The following is a 16,727-nucleotide window of genomic DNA, read 5'->3' as shown; positions in this document are numbered from 1 at the left end:
TTTGCCATTGTCCTTGCGGAAGTCAGCGATCGTCTTGAAATCCGGCGTCAGCTGACCGGTCAACCAAATCATCTCGATATTGCGCTGGCATTCCCGCTCCAAGCGCCGGCTCGACGGAACTCGATTGAGATAGCCGTAGATGTAAAGCTTGAGCATCGTACCGGGGGTGATAGCTGGGTCGGCCCGTGTCGAATGGCTGGACGCCGATGAACCCGAGCTTGCCGAGATCGAGACTCTCGACGAACACGTCGACCGCTCGCACTGGATTATCCACGGTCACATAGTCATCGAGCGATGCCGGAAACAGCATGCTCTGCCCGCTATCCACCCCTTCAACAAAGCGCTTCATCGGACCTCCCCGCAAGTGCGGGGAATCCTATCGCGCGAATCACCGGAAACAGAACGCTTTCACACGGCCTGGGCCAAGAGCCGACGTTAGCCAGCGCGTTGATCAGTTTTTGAAGTTTTGGCTTTCGCCACGGGCTCCGCTATCCAGCACCGGGAGCCGAGGCAATTAGTAGGAGCGCCAGGAGCGCGAAAGCTTGGTGGCAGCGCGTATAGGAATGGTGACGTTGCTTCTTTGGAGGCCACGACGCCGTACGCCGACGTGACGATCAGGTCGACTTTCCGTCGCGCGAGTTCAGCCGCATATTCCGTAGTTCGCTGAACGTCGCCCGCTGCCCACCTATACTCGATCGTGACGTTCCGTCCATCTATCCACCCAAGTCTGACAAGCGCTGGGTGAATGCGGCTACCCATGCACCATGGGAGGATTGTGTTCCTGCCAACACAAAACCAATCACGGGTCGCTTTGCAGGCTGTTGTGCGTTGCTTCTAATCGGCCGAGCGGCTGCTGCGCCCACGAGAAGAGTTAGAAATTGCCGTCGCCTCATCTGACGTCTCATCGCGTGAGAATTGCTTACCTTAGCACATAAAATCCAGGAGTTCGTGCGGACAGCGCGAAAGGCGTGACAGAAAAAGGCGAAAGATTATAGCAGGTTGCCAGCCCCCTAATGGGATGGTCCGGCCGTGCTCCTGCCCCGCCCCGGCGAGATCGAGGCACTGGCCCGTCAAGATCAGGCCTGTTCGCGCCTGATGACGGTGCCTGGCATCGGGCCGATCATTTCGAGTGCCATGGTGGCGGCTATCGGCACTGGAGACGTCTTCTCCAAAGGCCGCGACTTCGGCGCCTGGCTTGGACTGGTGCCCAAGCAGATCTCGACGGGAGATCGCACGATCCTCGGCAAAATCTCGAGGCGCGGCAATCGCTACCCGCGCGTTCTGTTCGTACAGGCGGCATGGGTTGTGCTGGTCAGGATAAAGAACTGGGAACGTTACGGGCTCAAATCCTGGATCGAAGCCGCCAAGAGGCGGTTGCACCACAACGTGCTGGCGATCGCGCTCGCCAACAAGCTTGCCCGCATCGCCTGGGCGGTGCTGGCTAAAGGACGCGCCTTCGAACTGACGAGGACCGACGATGCAGGCGTCCAACCCGCTTGATCCTCGCGCCGTGCTCGGCGCGGTCAAGGCGCAGCCTGGCCACGCCGGAGCCAGCCGCAAGCCAAGCGCCGGCCTTGACCGCCCCTGCGCGCGACGCGATCGACGCTCTGCGGGCCGGGACGAAGGAACGGCCCTTGGCTCGAACAAAGGAACTGCGCGATATGAGGAGCAGGCGATGACGTAACCCATCAACAGTTTCCAGCCGAGGTCTGCGAGAGGATGAGACGAGATGGAGATTCGGTCTTCCCGGCGCATGCGAACACTGGTGACCCGAATAGCTCGATCGAGGCCTGTCCGTTAATGAGAACGCACGCGCACGCGCTGATAGCCATGATGGCCCCGGAGCACGACACGCTCCAATCAGAGGCCGGATATAGATTGATGCAAGACCGCTCACCGCCAATCCGACGAAATCTTCTTGCTACGCACGGCCGGACCATACATTGGGTCAAACAGAAAAGTGACAGCCAATCGGACCCGTTTCCGTCTGCACGCCATGAGCGGACATGATGGCGCTGCTCGGCAGGTTAGCTGCGGCCAAAAGCTGCCCTCCGGCCAAGTGCAGTTTTGTCCCTTCGCGGCTCCGGGTAGCATCCCCCGAGACGTATCCGCGTCGAGACCCTCATGCTAGATTTCCTGCGTCATACCGGACAGAATAACAACATGCCTGATAGCGTCTACAAAGTCATTGAACTGGTCGGTACAAGCGGCGCCTCATGGGAGAAGGCGGCCGCGAATGCGGTCGAACAAGCTGCAAAATCTCTCCGAGATCTTCGCATTGCAGAGGTCGTCAAGCTCGATATGCAGCTGGATGACAAAGGAAAGTGGAAGCCTATCGCGCCAAGCTCAACGTATCGTTCAAGTTCGAGGGCTCCTGAGCCTCAGCACCTCGCCGCCACGTGCAGGGCGAGGAGGACCGATTGGAGAAGGCGCGCGGTGCCCGGTCCGCCCAACCGGACACTGTGGCCCATCTCGGAAGTTGGACATAGTCCGACTGGGAGCGATATGCTTTGATGCGTTGGGGCGTGTGGCTCGTGGTGGCCTCATGTACATGGTCATTCGCAAGTATACCAAGGTTCGTTCGGTGGCGGACGCCGCTCGCCGCGCCAAGAGCGGTGTCGGCCAGATCCTAAGGCAATCGCACGGATTCAGATCTTACCATGTGCTGGATGCGGGTGACGGTGTTGGCATCGCCGTGATGATGTTTGACGACCGAGAAAGCGCCAATGCAGCGAACGCCAAGATACTGGCGTTTGTTCAAGCAAGTCTACATGACCTCGACCTTGGAGTTCCCGAAATCACCACGGGCAAGGTTTTGGTGAACATAGAGCCGAATGAGTCCTCGGGGATAAAGTAGCTGAACGCTGTCATTTGCGTGGTGGATGCCACCGCCTTGCTCATGTCGTCGACTTGATGTCCCCCGTTGCGTTTGCGGAGCAGCAACATGAAGCAACACACCTCCGAAGCATTTTCCATCCCAGCGACCTACTCGACAACGTTCGTCGGCACCGCGATGCCACCAAGAGATCCCGATGAAGACGACGAGGACGAAGACGACGAAGAGGAAGATGACGCTGACGAACCGCCGGTCGTGCGCGAGCCGGATGAAGACTAGCCTAGCGTGTTCGGCAGTCCACGCTATAATATCTCGCATGGGCTGGGATGCGAAAAACATAGCGCTCCTCAACAGGCGCTGGTCCGCAGGACAGAGCGCCGCGCAGATAGCGCGTCATCTCGGGTGCAGTCGTAACGCTGTTTGCGGCATGTTGACCCGTCTGGGGCTGAAGCGTGGCCACAAGCCGCCCACGGCAACGCCCAAGATAAGGCCGCCCCTGAAGCTGAGGCCGACGTCGTCGGCAGCCTGCGCCCGTTCAGTCGCACGGAAGGTGTCGCGAAACACAGCGGAGAGGCAGCAGCCCAAGGAATTCAGCAAGCAGCAGCTCTACTCCATGCTGGCAGAGGCGGTCAGAAACACTGGTTAAGAGCTCACCACGAACGTCTGCTGGGTCAAAAAAGCGGACCACCATCCACCGGTACCCGCGCCCGCAAGGCTGGGGCGGTTGGTCATCCGAGGTTCAGGGACGAACGTCTAAGGCTGGTTAGCGGGGATGGGCTCCGCTGGAGTAGGATGGATGAAACTTACACTTGCCGCACTGACCGTTCTCGGTGGGACCGCATTCTCAATTGCAACGGCATCGGCGATGCCCGTTGCTCCGCTTGGACAATCAAACATCGCGAGCGTTGAGACAGTAGCCCTGGTGTGCGGTCGGCACGGATGCGTCCGAACCCGCCCGGTCTATCGTCCTGCCTATCGCCGCGGCGTAGTCGTCGTTCGTCGGCCCTATGCCCATCGATACTATCGGCGCTACTGAATTCCGTAAACCGCCGCACAGAAACAGGCGGCCCAACTGAGGCGGCCTTAACCTTGTGTTCCGCAGGCGGAAAGTTTGCGTTCGCAATGTGTTCCGGGCCCTGTTAGATACCTTGATCTACCTCAAGGTAAGCACAAAACGAAAACCCTGGTGGCTGTCAACCGAGGCAGGCTTACTGCCTTGTATGGCGCTTCAAAACAGCGACGCGCCGATCTCGCTGCCACAATTCCAAATCGTGGCGGTCGAGCATCTGGGTGGCTTTCGCCTTGGCTTCATCGTCGTCAGCGCAGTCGAGCTCTTGGACTCCACTGATATGTCCGTCCTGGCTGTAAGCGCGGTAGTCCATCGTGCTCGTTCCCCGTTGGGAACACCCTGTCACGCTGGAGCCGCCCGCGAACTAACATAGATCGACAGACCTAAGAGCACGCCGACTGAGGCGGTTGCGACGGAGCTTCTCGGCGATCGGGCGTGCATCCCGTCCATGTCAAGTGCGCTGTCATCCATTTTGCAACAGCAACCCGGTTCCGTTAATGGAAACAACGATTTTATGTTGCACCGGACACATGACGGAGTAGGTTTTTAGATCCCGGGGCTGGTCCATATTTCACTTGTCTATTTAACCCGGCTTTTTTTGACCTGCGCGGGCCGCAGCGATTTAACCTCCCGCTGCGGCCTTCGTATGTGCGGTTAGGCGGGCCAGCGCGAACCGACTGGCAGTGCCTTCTGTTCAGCAAGCCGCGGCCTGCCTGCGACGTGGCACTGATGCTGGAAGGGCCCGCGGCTCCGAGCGTTGGCTTAACGAAATTATCAGGATCGCCATCGCGGCACCGAGGCACAGCGCGGTAAGTCCGGCGGGCACGCCTGAGAAGGTCGGAATCGTCGCTGCACGGATTTCCGGTGCAAGCGCGGAAATTCGAGTCCCAGCTTGCAAACCGAAATGGCCTCTGCACAGTTCCTGTAGCCCCGCCCCGCTGTTGTCTGGTACCCCCGGTCAGCTGTTGTTGCGCAAGAAAACGTAGTCAGCGGAATAGGGAACGCTGAGATAAGCGCCTGCAGTTTCACAAGGTCCTTGCGTCATGCCACCTTTGGTGTTGATGCGCTCGACCGTCGCGGCTTCGGACAGTACGCCGCTGCCGCGATGTTCAATGGTGTCAAGCCTCAGCCAGGCAATGTCGTTTGCAGTCTCGCCGGGCGCGGCGGAGACCACTCTGGCCTTCACGCCGCTGCCGTCGATGTGATCCCAACTCGGACCGGCAGAGTGCAAGCCGATCGACTTCCCGTCGGCGATGAGCGTGGCAACCGGCTCGCGAAATTGCCAGCTGAGCGCGCGAGGCTCCGACGGATATTTTTCGGACTCCGGCCGGCACTGGTAGATCTGGGCGCCCTCGGCATGAAATGTTGCGATCACTGCGCCGGCGCGCGCGACGATCGATCCAGTACTCTCCGCCGACACCTTGGCGACCAGCCAGGCACCGACGAGGCAGACCACGGCGACCGTCAGTTTTAAGACACCAATCATCGATTCTCTCCAGTTTAGATCCAAACATGGTTATGTCTCGACCTCATCCTTAACGCAGCCGGCATTCAGCGTTCGCGCAGCATCTCCTGGCGATAGCGGCGCAACGGCGACAGAAGATAGCTCAGGACGCTCCGCGATCCGGTCTTGATCTCGACCGTCACCGCCATGCCGGGCGACAAGTTGACCATCCTGTCGTCGATCTGCATTCGGGTGCGGTCGAGCGAGATGCGCGCGCTGTAGTTCAACTCCTGACCTTTCGGCTCACTGGATTCGCTGGTAGCCGCGAGCGGCCGTTCACCGGTGCGGTCCTGGCGGTCACGAATTACGGCGTCCTGCGACACCGAAATGACCTGGCCATGCAACAGGCCATAGCGGGTGAAATTGAAGGTATCGACCTTGATCTCGGCTTGTTGTCCGGCTCGAACGAAGCCGATGTCGCTGTTTGACACCATGGCCTCGATCTCCAGCCGGCTGTCGCTCGGCACCACCACCACCAGGGGCTGCGCTGCCGTCACCACGCCCCCGACCGTGTGAACCGCGAGTTGTTGCACGACGCCGTCCACCGGGGCGGTCAACAGCTGCAGCCTGGTTCTCTGCTCCGCCTTGATCAGATCCTGGGCGAGCCCGCTGGCCTTCTGCTCGGCCTTGGCGAGTTCGTCGGACAGGGTATGCCGATATTCGGCCACGGCCTGACCGCGCGTCTCGCGAATGGCGGCAACGGCGGCTTCGGTCTCATGCAGATGGCTCTTCTGCACATTGAACTCCTCTTGTTGCTCGACCAGCAGCTGTACCACCTCGAAATAACTCAGCTTCGAGCCCAGCTCTTTCTCGACCAACGTCTTCCGAATCTCGACGCGCGACTGGATCACGGGAATGATCGTCTCGAGCTTGTGGATCGTTGCTACCGTGGTCGCCTGCTCAGCTTCCTTCTGCGCCTGTTGACGGAAAAGTGCTGCGAGTTTGGCTCGATGTTCGGTCACCTGGTTCAGCAAAAGCTGGCGTTGGGTGCCGATCAGCTCGGGCTCTGCGCCGTTCGGCGGCACAAATTCACCCATGGGATTATCGCCGTCGGAAAGCGCCGCGCGCAATCGTGCGATGTTGAGCCGCTCGGCAAGCAGATCGTTGTGCAAGTGGTCGCGCTCGGCTTCATTGGCCGTCGGATCGAGCTCGATCAGGACGTCGCCGGCCTTGACCGCTTGCCCATCCTGGACCCGGATCGAACGCACCACGCCGGTCTCGAACGGCTGCACGATTTTGGTACGACCGCTGGGGAGGATTTTTCCCGTTGCCGCCGCGACAATATCAATGGTGCCCCACCAGGCCCACAGCAGCGCTGTGCAGAACAGCACAATGATGGCGGTCGCGATGGCGCGTCCGATCGGCGACGGCGGCGTTTCCACAATTTCAAGTGCAGCCGGCAGAAATGCCAGTTGTTCGCCGCGCCGGTGTCGCGGAGACCGGAACGGGACCACGCGTGGCGTGGGCGCGGCGGGCAACAGTGATTCAGTTGACTTCATGGAAGCCCCCTTGCAAGCGATGCAGCGATGCATACCGGCCGCCGGTTTTGATCAAAGTGTCGTGGCTGCCGTCCTCGACCAGTCGGCCTCGGTCTAGCGTGACGATGCGATCCGCCGTCCGGACCGTTGAAAGCCGGTGCGCAATCACGAGCACCGTCCGCCCGTTGGCAATGGCCTTCATGTTGTGCTGGATGATGCGCTCGCTCTCGTAGTCCAGAGCGCTGGTCGCCTCGTCGAAGATCAGGATCCGTGGATTGGTGACCAGCGCGCGCGCAATGGCGATGCGCTGGCGCTGGCCGCCGGATAGCGTCGAGCCGCGCTCGCCGACCACGGTATCGTAGCCGTCGGCGAGCTCGAGGATGAACTCATGCGCGCCCGCGAGCCGCGCCGCGGCGACCACGCGCTCCATCGGCATCGCCGGCTCCGCGAGCGCGATGTTGTCACGGACCGAGCGGTTGAACAGCACGTTCTCCTGCAGCACGACGCCGATCTGGCGGCGCAGCCAGGCGGCATCGGCCATCGCCAGATCCATGCCGTCAACCAGCACACGGCCTCGCTCCGGAACGTACAGCCGCTGGACCAGTTTCGCGAACGTGCTCTTGCCCGATCCCGAAGGGCCGACGATGCCAATGGTCTGGCCTGCCGGCACGTCGAAACAGACGTCGTGCAGAACTTCCTGCCCATCGATGCGATAGCGGAACGAGACATGGTCGAACTTGATATCGCCGCGGATCGCCGGCAGCCGAGCGCGACCGGCCGAATAGCTCGGCTCGGCGGTGGTGTTGAGGATGTCGCCAAGCCGGGCGATCGACAGGCGCGCCTGGTGAAAATCCTGCCATATCTGTGCGAGACGCAGCACCGGCGCACTCACCCGACCGGCCAGGATGTTGAAAGCGACGAGTTCGCCGACCGAAAGGCTGCCGTCAATCACGAGCCTGGCGCCGAAATACAGCAGGCTCGCCATCACGATCTTGTTGACCAGCTGCACGGTCTGGCTCGCGCTATTGCCGAGGCTCAAGACCCGGAAGCTCGCGGCCACGTAGCCGGCGAGTTGCTCTTCCCAGCGGCGCTGCATCTGCGGTTCGACCGCCATCGCTTTCACCGTCTCGATTCCGGTGACGCTCTCGACCAGGAACGCCTGGTTCTCGGCGCCGCGGCGGAATTTCTCATCCAGCCGTCGCCTGAACAGTGGCGTCGCCGCGGCTGAGATCGCGATATAGAACGGGAACGACCCAAGCACGATCCAGCTCAACAACGGCGAGTAGAAGAACATCACCCCGAGAAAGACAAAAGTGAAAAGCAGGTCGATAACCAGCGTCAGCGCCGAGCTGGTGAGGAAGTTGCGGATGTTTTCCAATTCACGGACCCGCGCCACGGAATCGCCGACCCGCCGCGCCTGGAAATAGGCCATCGGCAAAGCCAGCAAATGGTGAAACAGCCGCGCGCCGAGTTCGACGTCGATGCGGTTCGTGGTGTGCGCGAATAGATAGGTGCGCAGGATTCCCAGTACGGTTTCGAAGACCGAGATCGTCACCAGCCCGAGCACGAGAACGTCGAGGGTGCTTAGAGAACGATGCACCAGCACCTTGTCAATGACCACCTGGAAGAACAGTGGCGAGACCAGGCCGAGCAGCTGCAGGAAGAACGAGGCGACCAAGACTTCGCCCAAGAGACGTCGATATTTCTGAATCGCGGCGAGGAACCAGGTGATGTCGAACCGCCGGGTGATATCCGATAATCCGGCGCGCCGGGCCATCAGGATCAGACCACCATCCCAGACCGATACGAGTTCGTCCCGCGTCATCAACACAGGCCGGGGCGCCAGCGGCGACTGCACCAGCACCCTTTCCTCGCCTGCCTTGGCGAGGAGCAGGAATCCGCCATCGCGGAGCGATGCGATGGCGGGCAAGGGCGTGCCACCCAGCCGTGACCAATCGGTTCGGTAGGCGCGTGCCTTAAGGCCGAGATCCCTGGCGCATCGGAGCATCTCCGGTGCGCCGATCTTGTCCGTTCCGAGCCGATGCGCGATCTGTCCGGCATCGGCCGCAACGCCCTGGAGATGCAGCAGCGTCACAAGCGCCTCGAGACCTGGATCGGTCGGTCTCGGGCCGTTGGTTTCGATTTTCATGGTGCTCTCCAGGGCGAAGTGGTTTCAGCTCAGGCAGCGTGCGGCAGTGCGAGCTGCGACTGCTGGGTCGCCGAGGGATCGGCGATCGGGACCGCATCGTGACCTTCTCCCGCCGAGACCAGGCTCGACGCCATGAACTGACCAAGCAAGGCGGCACCCGCGGCCGGCGAGCTTGTCGCAACGGCGGCGGCTCGGCTCACCGGCGCCTGGATCTGGATGTTGTTGCCAGACCCACCGTCGAGGATATCCTGACCGCCTCCGCCGATCAGAATGTCATCTTCAGCTCCGCCGCTAAGGGTGTCGTTGCCGGCACCACCAAGCAGGACGTCGGCACCGTCGCCGCCATTGGCGATGAGCTGCACGTTTGCCGAGAGCGTGGACCCAATGATGACATCATCGCCGCCGAGGCCATTGATGACGAGACGATCGGTTGCCTCGAAACCGGTGATCGTCACGTCATTGGCAAGACCCGTCACCGTGACCACACCGTTGTTATCGCTGATGTTGATCACGTCACTGGCGTTGGTCGCGTTGATAACGACCGTGTCGACCTGGCCGTCGCCGACACCACTGCCTGGCGTCGATTCCAGGTTGATGGCGACGTGGTTGACACTGGTCTTGGACAAGTCGTCCACCGTGATGGTGTCCGCGCCGCCCAGGGCGTTGACATCGATGGTCTCGATGTTGGTGAGATTCATCGTGACCTGACCGACGTCGCGGGTGAGCGTCGCCCCTCTGCCATTGGCCGAGATCTCCATGCTCTCGTTGGCAATTGAGCCGTTGAACACGAGCGTATCGTTGCCCGCGCCGCCGTCGACCGCGTCGCTGCCGTCTCCGGGATTCCAGACGAAGGTGTCGTCGCCCGTTCCCATCGAGGCCATGTCATTCCCGCGGCCGCCGGTGATGGTGTCGTTGCCGGCGCTGCCGGTGATGATGTCGTTGCCGTCACCGCCATTGATGGTGAGGTTGACCTGCCCGGCATGGAGCCCGGAAGCGTTGATGATGTCGTTTCCGGCACCTCCATTGACGACGAGTTGATCGAGGCTGACGTCGGTGCCGTTGATCGTCACCTGCGCAGCCAACCCGTTGACGACAACCGATGAACCGCTGCTGGCGATAGTGATTTTGTCGTCACCAGCGGTGCCATTGACGTTTACGGTGTCGGCAAGGCCGTCACCTTGACCGCTGCCCAGCATGCCTGACAAGTCGATTGCGACTTGCTTGGTGTCGGTTCCCGTGAGGTCGCCGACATTGACGGTGTCGGTCCCACCGAGGGTAGCGAGCTGGATATGCTCCACGCCGCCGAGGTCCATGGTGACGTTGCCCACGTCACGGAACATCCTCACCCGCGAGCCATTGGCGGAGATGTCGATGTTCTCGTTGATGTTGGCACCGTTAAAGACCAGCGTATCGGTGCCGGCCCCGCCTTCGACAATGTCGCTACCGTCACCCGGATTCCAGATGAAGGTGTCATTGCCGTTGCCGAGATCGGCGAAGTCGTCGCCACGGCCGCCGATCACGGTATCATTGCCGTCGCCGCCGATCAGACGGTCGGCCCCGGCGCTGCCGGAGATGGTGTCATTGCCGGCCCCGCCATCGATCACGAGCTGCACACTTCCGGCGGCGAGACCGGCTGCGCTGATGACGTCGTTGCCAGCACCGCCGTTGATGGTGAGCCGGTCGTTTGCGCCCTCCGCGCCTGTAAGGGTGACCGTCGCCGGCAAACCGGCCACCGTGACCGAGCCTCCCGTTCCAGTTACTTGAATGCTGTCATTGGCGGCGGTGCCGTTGACGGTCACGGTGTCGGCCGCGCCGTCGCCTACGCCGCTGCCGGGCACTCCCGCAAGGTCGATATTGACCTGGGTAACACCGGTACCGGTGAGGTCGCCGACCGTGAGGTTGTCGGCTCCGCCGCGAGCCGCGACGTTGATATGCTCCATGCCGTTCAGATCCATGGTGACGTTGCCGACGTCGCGGGTGAGCTTGACCCGGCCGTGATTGGCCGTGATGTTCATGCTCTCACTGATGTTGGCGCCGTTAAATTGGAGCGTATCGGTGCCGTCCTGGCCTTCGACAGTGTCGCTGCCGTCGCCTGGATTCCAGACGAAAGTGTCATCGCCGCTGCCGAGGCGTGCAACGTCGTTGCCGCGGCCGCCGGTGATGACGTCATTGCCATCGCCGCCGAGCAGCGTGTCGTTGCCGTCGCCGCCGGTGATGGTGTCGTTGCCGGCGCCGCCGTCGACGGTGAGGCTGATCAGGTTGGCGAGACCGTTTCCGGCGGTGAAGACGTCATCGCCGCCGTTCATGTTGAGCACGAAATTCTCGGTGGTGCCGATGTCGAGCGAAAACGGCGCCGGGCTGATGCGGTCGAAACGTACGCGGCTGCCGTTGGCGGTGAGCGTGAAGATCTCGGCCCCATTGCCGCCATTGACTTCGGCGGTATCGTTGCCGTCGCCGCCCTCCATCAGGTCGGTGCCGTCGCCCGGGTTCCAGATCATGCGATCGTTGCCGGCCTGTCCAAACATCTGGTCGTTGCCAGCGCCACCGATCAGCGTGTCGTTGCCGTCGCCACCGAACAGCAGATCGTCGCCGCCTTTGCCGAGCAGCGTGTCATTGCCGGGCTGGCCGAACAGCAGGTCGTTCCCGGAGCCTCCGATCAGGGTGTCGTTGCCATCCCCGCCGAACAGCTGAACGGCGGGCATTGCACCGTTGGTTTCGTCGACTGCAATCGTGTCATTGCCGCCTTGGCCGAACAGTTGAATCAGCGTGGTGGTGGAAACCGACGGCGTGCCGCCAAGGACGGTAACCGCGCCGCCGTTGATAAGAATCTTGCCTGCTGGGTCGCGGCTGGCGACGATGCTGTCGTCGATCGCGTCGCCAAACACCGACAGCGTGCCAGTGCGAGAGGAAAAAGAAGCTGTGATGGCCATCGTGGTCGTCCTTTTCAGAGTCGATTGTTGTGCAAATGCGCGTTGGGGATGATGGATCTGCTGGGATTTCGTGCTGAAAGTTATGTTCAGGAGATTCCGGCGCTCACATCGAGGCCGCAGGTCGCCAACAGGCCTGGCGAAGGACTCGATCTGGTAGCCGTTGTCACCTCCGTGATTTGAGGCGCGCATGCGCGGTTGCAGGGCGACCAGTAGTGGCGCCCCAGCGCTACGGAAGTATTTCAGGAAAGGATAATTGTGTTACGGCTGTAACCTGGCGGGCGTTCGCAAGCAGCGCGCCAATGCCGAGGCTAGCTCCGTATGGTCGAGGGGCCACCGCAGCACCTCGGAGATTCCAGAATGCGCCAGCACGTCGATGCCGGCGTCGACCGCGGTCGCTAGCAGTACCGGCTGTAGCGGCGATGCTTCATGCAGGGCCAGCGCCAGATTCAGGGCGGCTTCAGGCTGCAAACCCTGGCTGACCAGGATGATGTCGAACCGATGGGGTTCGAAACGGCATGCCGCAAGGGCATCCGCCGCGAGCTCAAACCCGACCGGCTCGTAGCCCAACGCCGCCAGTTTTTCTTCATCGCGGAGCAGGCGATCTCGCTCGCTTTCGACGATCAACACGGTTTCGCCGGATCCTAGCTGCAGCGCCGACCCACTATCCGCCGCGATTGTGTCTGCCGCCACGGCAGGCAGCCAAATCTCAAATCGACTTCCGCAACCCAGTTCACTCTGAACGTTGATGGCTCCATCATGATCACGAACGATTTCGCGAACCGTTGCGAGACCGAGACCGGTTCCTGCGACACGCGTGGTGAAGAACGGCTCGAACATTCGTCGCGCGACGCGTTCGTCGATTCCGCCTCCATCATCAGTTACGGAAATGCAAACGTAGTGGCCGGGTGAGAGTTCGCCGTCATTCATAGTAACGAGAGCGGCCACGTGTTCGCTCTTCGCGGCCACCCGAATGCACCCGTTGTCATCCATCGCTTGCGCGGCATTGCTGCAAAGATTGAGGATTAATTGCTGCAGCTGTGCAGGCTCGCCTGATACTGCGACGTCAGCAGCGACTTCTTCGAAGACCAGTTCAATATCCGGTGGCAGCGATGCCCGCAGCAATGAGGCAGCCTCCTCGAACAAGGTGCGCACCTCCAGCGGTCGGGCACGCCCGTCGGCCCGACGGCCGAACGTCAGAATATTGTCAACGAGATCGCGACCGCGCTCGGCGGCCCGGCGGATCTCATCGATATGCTGGGCCGGTTTGGTACCGCGGATGAGTTGCGGCTCCGCCATCTCCGAATAGCCGAGGATGGCGCCGATGATGTTGTTGAAGTTATGCGCAATCCCGCTGGCCAGTGATCCGATTACCTGCATGCGACGGGCCCGCTCGAGCCGCGTCGTGAGCTTGCCCTGCTCGCGTTCCAGAAATTCGCGCTCGAGCGCGTTGGCCACGGCATCACCAGCAAGCTGCGTGATCGGGACAGGAGAAATATTGTTTCTTATCGGCCGGAAGCGATCAAAACCCATGATCCCGCGTACCCGCCCCGGTCGGACCAAGGGCAAACAAGCCCAGGCACGCACGCCGGCCTCCGTCAGCGCGTCCCTGGCCGCACCAACCGGCAACGCGCTCGCGTCCGCAATGGTCACACTTTCACCTGCGCCAAGCTGCTCGGCGACTGAGAGTGCCTGTCGAGGCCAGCCGGGCGGAAACGTTACTCCATCCCTTGACCATGCGTGTATCCGGACCGGCTTCTCGTCCAGAACCACATAGGCGCGATCCGCATTGACGACACGGCTAAACTCACAAAGCACCTGCTTCAATCGCGTCCCGGTCTCGGCCGGCGAGCAGTTGATCAGACGCGTCGAATTCTCGGCGATCACGTGTTCGAACGCGGCGCGTCGGCGCAACGCAAGGGCGCGGGCACGAAGCCGAACCCCGACGAATACCAGGACGACCACCAGCAGCAAGGATACCAAATACAACAGAAGCCTGAAGCGCTGCTCGGAGGCTTCGACAGCTGAACGGTGACTGGAGAATACAATGCGGACCGCCTGCAGGTAGTGTCCGCCGGGCACCGCGATAAAAGCCTTCAGCGTCGCGTCGATCTCGGGCAAGAGGCCATACAGCAGCCGCGTATGCGCCAGCATCGCACGAGCGACTTCCGCGTCTGGCCCGTCGGCGGGGGCCTGTGCCGCAAACCCGTTAATCCGTTGTTGGAGCGCCTTGAGAGCGTCGGCCGACGTGTCGCGCGCGAGGTAAAGGATCGCGGCCCCCAGTTCGGCGGCCGCTGCGGCGAGATGCTCGTCGTGCACGCGGAATGCCGGACTTGTGCTCAGCAGACCAATATAGGATAGCGAGTTCTGCAGCAATGCGTTGCTGGTCTTGAATCGCTCCATCAATTCTTCCTGGCGGATAACCGCGGCTCCGAGAAGGTCAACCGGGCCGGTATCGAGACGCTCGATTTGGGCGTGGGCGCGAAGCCGACTGACCGCCTCTTCCATGTCCCGTGCCGCGATGACGAGACTGTCGTAGTCGCGCAGCAGCCCGGTCCGCGCCTGCAGAACGTCTCGGTGGAGCGAGGCTTCGGCAAGCGCATAATCGTCGAACACCCGCAAGATCGCCGCGTAGGCCGGCGCGTTTGAATCGATCCCACGCAGCAACAGCCAGGTCAGCAGGGTTAGCAGCAGCGAAACTCCAAATACGCCTGGCAAATTCCTCATGGCCGCACGTTGCCGGTACCGGGCGCGGCCGGCCGCAGCTCTTCATTTCGATAGGTGCCGGTCAATGTCTTAAGGAACGCCACGATGGCCGAGGTTTGCTGGTCTGTCAGGATGCGGTCTAGCTGGGCCACGCCCATCGCCTTCACCGCCTCGGGCAACGTCGGCGCGCTGCCATCGTGGAAATAGGGCGCCGTGGCCGCAACGTTTCGCAGGCTCGGCACGCGGAGCAGTTCGGGAGCTGGCGAGCCCAGCGGGTGAAACACGCCATGTCTCTGAAACAGGTTGCCGCCGACGTTGACACCTTGATGGCAAGTGACACAGCCCAGCGATTTGAATAATTGATAGCCAGACAATTCCTCTGCGCTAATCGCATCGGTTTCTCCAGTGAGCCACCGGTCGAAGCGACTGTTCGGCGTGGTGAGGGATCGCTCGTACGAGACGAGCGCATCCACTACGGCGGCAGCGTCGGGCTCCTTGCCGTAGACATCGCGGAATTGTCTTGCGATTTCCGGGTCGTCGCGCATCCTGGCGGCGACTTCGTCCGGGCTCGACCCCATGATCGCGGGATTGCGCAGGATGTGCTCGGCCCCTTCCTCAAGCGAGCGCATGTTTCCCTCCCAGTTCAGACGAAAATTTAAGCCCGCGTTGAAGACCGTGGGCGTGTTGAGGGCCGATGTTTGCCCCTCTCGAGTGTCGCTGATGTTGGCACTGGCGCCGTTGGTTCCTATGTCGTGGCATGACGAACAACTTTGTGTGCTACTGCGAGATAGCCGTTTGTCGCTGAACAACTTCTCTCCGAGCAACACCCGCTGTAGCTCCTGGCCATGGGCAAGGGGAATTGGCGTGATCGGCTCCTGGACGGCGCCCACCGGAGGGTTTGGCGATTGAGCGGCGGCCAGTCCCGCGGTAATGAGGCAGAGATAGAGCAATGAAATTCCGCGCCAGCGGATCGAGGTCGCTAGCGCTCGGAGGATCGGCGGAAGGGTTGAGCGTGATGGGCGGTTCATCGTCGACGGACGCAGGCCTTCGCGGAAACGTTGAGCGTCAGGTGTGCGTTCTCGTCGTAGAGGACGACCCTGCCTTACAGCGCATGATCCTAAACTATTTCGGAGAGAACAACATCCGTACCCTGCTGGCGTCCAATCGCCAGGAGATGGTCGACCGGCTCGGCGATACCGAGGTTAACCTGGTGATCCTCGATCTTCGGCTCGGGCTCGAGGACGGTCTCGACCTGTTGCGAGAGGTCCGGCTTGGCTCCGACGTACCGGTCATCATCATAACCGGTCACCGCCGCGATGACATCGACCGCGTGGTCGGATTGGAGCTCGGTGCCGACGACTACCTGACGAAACCATTCAACCTGCGCGAGTTGCTTGCGCGTGTCCGCGCGATACTGCGACGGTTCGATGCCGGAAGAGCCGCTCCGGCTCGTGCCCCCGAGCGGGGACGCTTTCGATTTTCCGGCTGGCAGCTCGACCGCAGGATCCGACAGTTGACTGACCCGGCCGGCACCCCCGTCGCTTTGACGAAGGGGGAGTATGCGATGCTGCTTGCATTTCTCGAAGCGCCACAACGTCCGCTTAGCCGCGAGCAACTGCTGCAGGCGACCCGCGTTCACGAAGATGTCTTCGATCGCAGCATTGACGTGCAGATTCTTCGATTGCGGCGCAAGCTCGAACGTGATCCTAGTGCCCCGCGTGTGATACAGACCGAGCGCGGCGTCGGATATGTGTTCGCCGTCCCAGTGGACCGCATTTAATCGGGACAGACGGCGAAATGTGGCGGAGCTGCGCATTCACGGCCCAGCCATTAGCCCTAGCGCGGTGCGACTTCGATTTCTCGAGGCAATGGCCGTGCCGTCTGCTGGCCCGAAGTGCATCACTCGGAGATATCCCTGACCTTGATGTGTTCTTGGCGATCAGTCGCGGGCGCGGCTCGGCGACGCGCGCTCCTGCTGAACAAGGACGTGCGCGTGGGGGAAACCGTGCTGATGAGCTGAATTACGGTGCCAACATTCTTGAGCGCGTCACGAACCAT

12 protein-coding genes and 2 pseudogenes are annotated in these 16,727 nt (G+C 61.5%); 6 read left to right on the top strand and 8 right to left on the bottom strand.

Annotated features, from left to right (window positions below; translation table 11 throughout):
- Positions 1–349: pseudogene (locus AB8Z38_RS29985) on the bottom strand (transposase); the annotation flags it as partial.
- 698 nt (positions 350–1,047) lie between these two features.
- Between AB8Z38_RS29985 and AB8Z38_RS29980 the strand changes: the two are divergent.
- The 5 genes and pseudogenes from AB8Z38_RS29980 to AB8Z38_RS29960 all read left to right on the top strand — a co-directional run.
- Positions 1,048–1,500, top strand: a pseudogene (locus AB8Z38_RS29980) (IS110 family transposase); the annotation flags it as partial.
- A 624-nt stretch (positions 1,501–2,124) separates the two neighbouring features.
- A complete protein-coding gene (locus tag AB8Z38_RS29975) occupies positions 2,125–2,514 on the top strand; it encodes a dodecin family protein (RefSeq protein ID WP_369721252.1) in 390 nt (129 codons plus the stop codon).
- Between the two features lie 31 nt (positions 2,515–2,545).
- Positions 2,546–2,857 (top strand): hypothetical protein, encoded by a 312-nt coding sequence (locus AB8Z38_RS29970; protein ID WP_027520182.1) that lies wholly within the window; start codon positions 2,546–2,548, stop codon positions 2,855–2,857.
- An 87-nt stretch (positions 2,858–2,944) separates the two neighbouring features.
- Entirely contained in the window at positions 2,945–3,115 is a 171-nt protein-coding gene (locus AB8Z38_RS29965; protein WP_198034902.1) for a hypothetical protein, read from the top strand.
- Positions 3,033–3,482, top strand: a complete 450-nt coding sequence (locus tag AB8Z38_RS29960) for a GcrA family cell cycle regulator (RefSeq protein ID WP_369721251.1) — start codon at positions 3,033–3,035, stop codon at positions 3,480–3,482. Before AB8Z38_RS29965 ends, AB8Z38_RS29960 begins: the two co-directional genes overlap by 83 nt.
- A 562-nt stretch (positions 3,483–4,044) precedes the next feature.
- Here AB8Z38_RS29960 and AB8Z38_RS29955 read toward each other — a convergent pair.
- The 7 genes from AB8Z38_RS29955 to AB8Z38_RS29925 form a co-directional block, all read right to left on the bottom strand.
- Entirely contained in the window at positions 4,045–4,218 is a 174-nt protein-coding gene (locus AB8Z38_RS29955; protein ID WP_198034903.1) for a hypothetical protein, read from the bottom strand.
- Between the two features lie 645 nt (positions 4,219–4,863).
- Positions 4,864–5,391 carry a DUF3455 domain-containing protein gene (locus tag AB8Z38_RS29950; protein WP_035969062.1) on the bottom strand — a complete coding sequence of 176 codons (528 nt, stop codon included), beginning with the start codon at positions 5,389–5,391 and terminating at the stop codon, positions 4,864–4,866.
- 65 nt (positions 5,392–5,456) lie between these two features.
- On the bottom strand, positions 5,457–6,908 hold the full coding sequence (locus tag AB8Z38_RS29945; protein WP_369726641.1) for an HlyD family type I secretion periplasmic adaptor subunit: 1,452 nt from the start codon (positions 6,906–6,908) through the stop codon (positions 5,457–5,459).
- The gene (locus AB8Z38_RS29940) at positions 6,895–9,036 is read right to left on the bottom strand and encodes a type I secretion system permease/ATPase (protein WP_027520186.1); all 2,142 of its coding nucleotides are present in this window, start codon (positions 9,034–9,036) and stop codon (positions 6,895–6,897) included. The genes AB8Z38_RS29945 and AB8Z38_RS29940 overlap by 14 nt, the downstream gene beginning before the upstream one ends.
- 29 nt (positions 9,037–9,065) lie before the next feature.
- Positions 9,066–11,966, bottom strand: coding sequence for a beta strand repeat-containing protein (locus tag AB8Z38_RS29935; RefSeq protein ID WP_369721249.1), 2,901 nt, complete (start codon positions 11,964–11,966; stop codon positions 9,066–9,068).
- 258 nt (positions 11,967–12,224) lie between these two features.
- A complete protein-coding gene (locus AB8Z38_RS29930; protein ID WP_369721248.1) occupies positions 12,225–14,690 on the bottom strand; it encodes a two-component system VirA-like sensor kinase in 2,466 nt (821 codons plus the stop codon).
- Positions 14,687–15,619 (bottom strand): cytochrome-c peroxidase, encoded by a 933-nt coding sequence (locus AB8Z38_RS29925; protein ID WP_245286328.1) that lies wholly within the window; start codon positions 15,617–15,619, stop codon positions 14,687–14,689. Before AB8Z38_RS29925 ends, AB8Z38_RS29930 begins: the two co-directional genes overlap by 4 nt.
- A gap of 65 nt (positions 15,620–15,684) precedes the next feature.
- On the opposite strand from AB8Z38_RS29925, the gene AB8Z38_RS29920 reads away from it, so the two are divergent.
- Positions 15,685–16,449 carry a response regulator gene (locus AB8Z38_RS29920; protein WP_051448454.1) on the top strand — a complete coding sequence of 255 codons (765 nt, stop codon included), beginning with the start codon at positions 15,685–15,687 and terminating at the stop codon, positions 16,447–16,449.
- Positions 16,450–16,727 lie beyond the last annotated feature (278 nt).

It is taken from the genome of Bradyrhizobium sp. LLZ17 (assembly GCF_041200145.1).
Taxonomy (GTDB): domain Bacteria; phylum Pseudomonadota; class Alphaproteobacteria; order Rhizobiales; family Xanthobacteraceae; genus Bradyrhizobium.
Note: the sequence above shows the minus strand (reverse complement) of the source record. Positions and strands in the feature narration are given on the sequence as shown.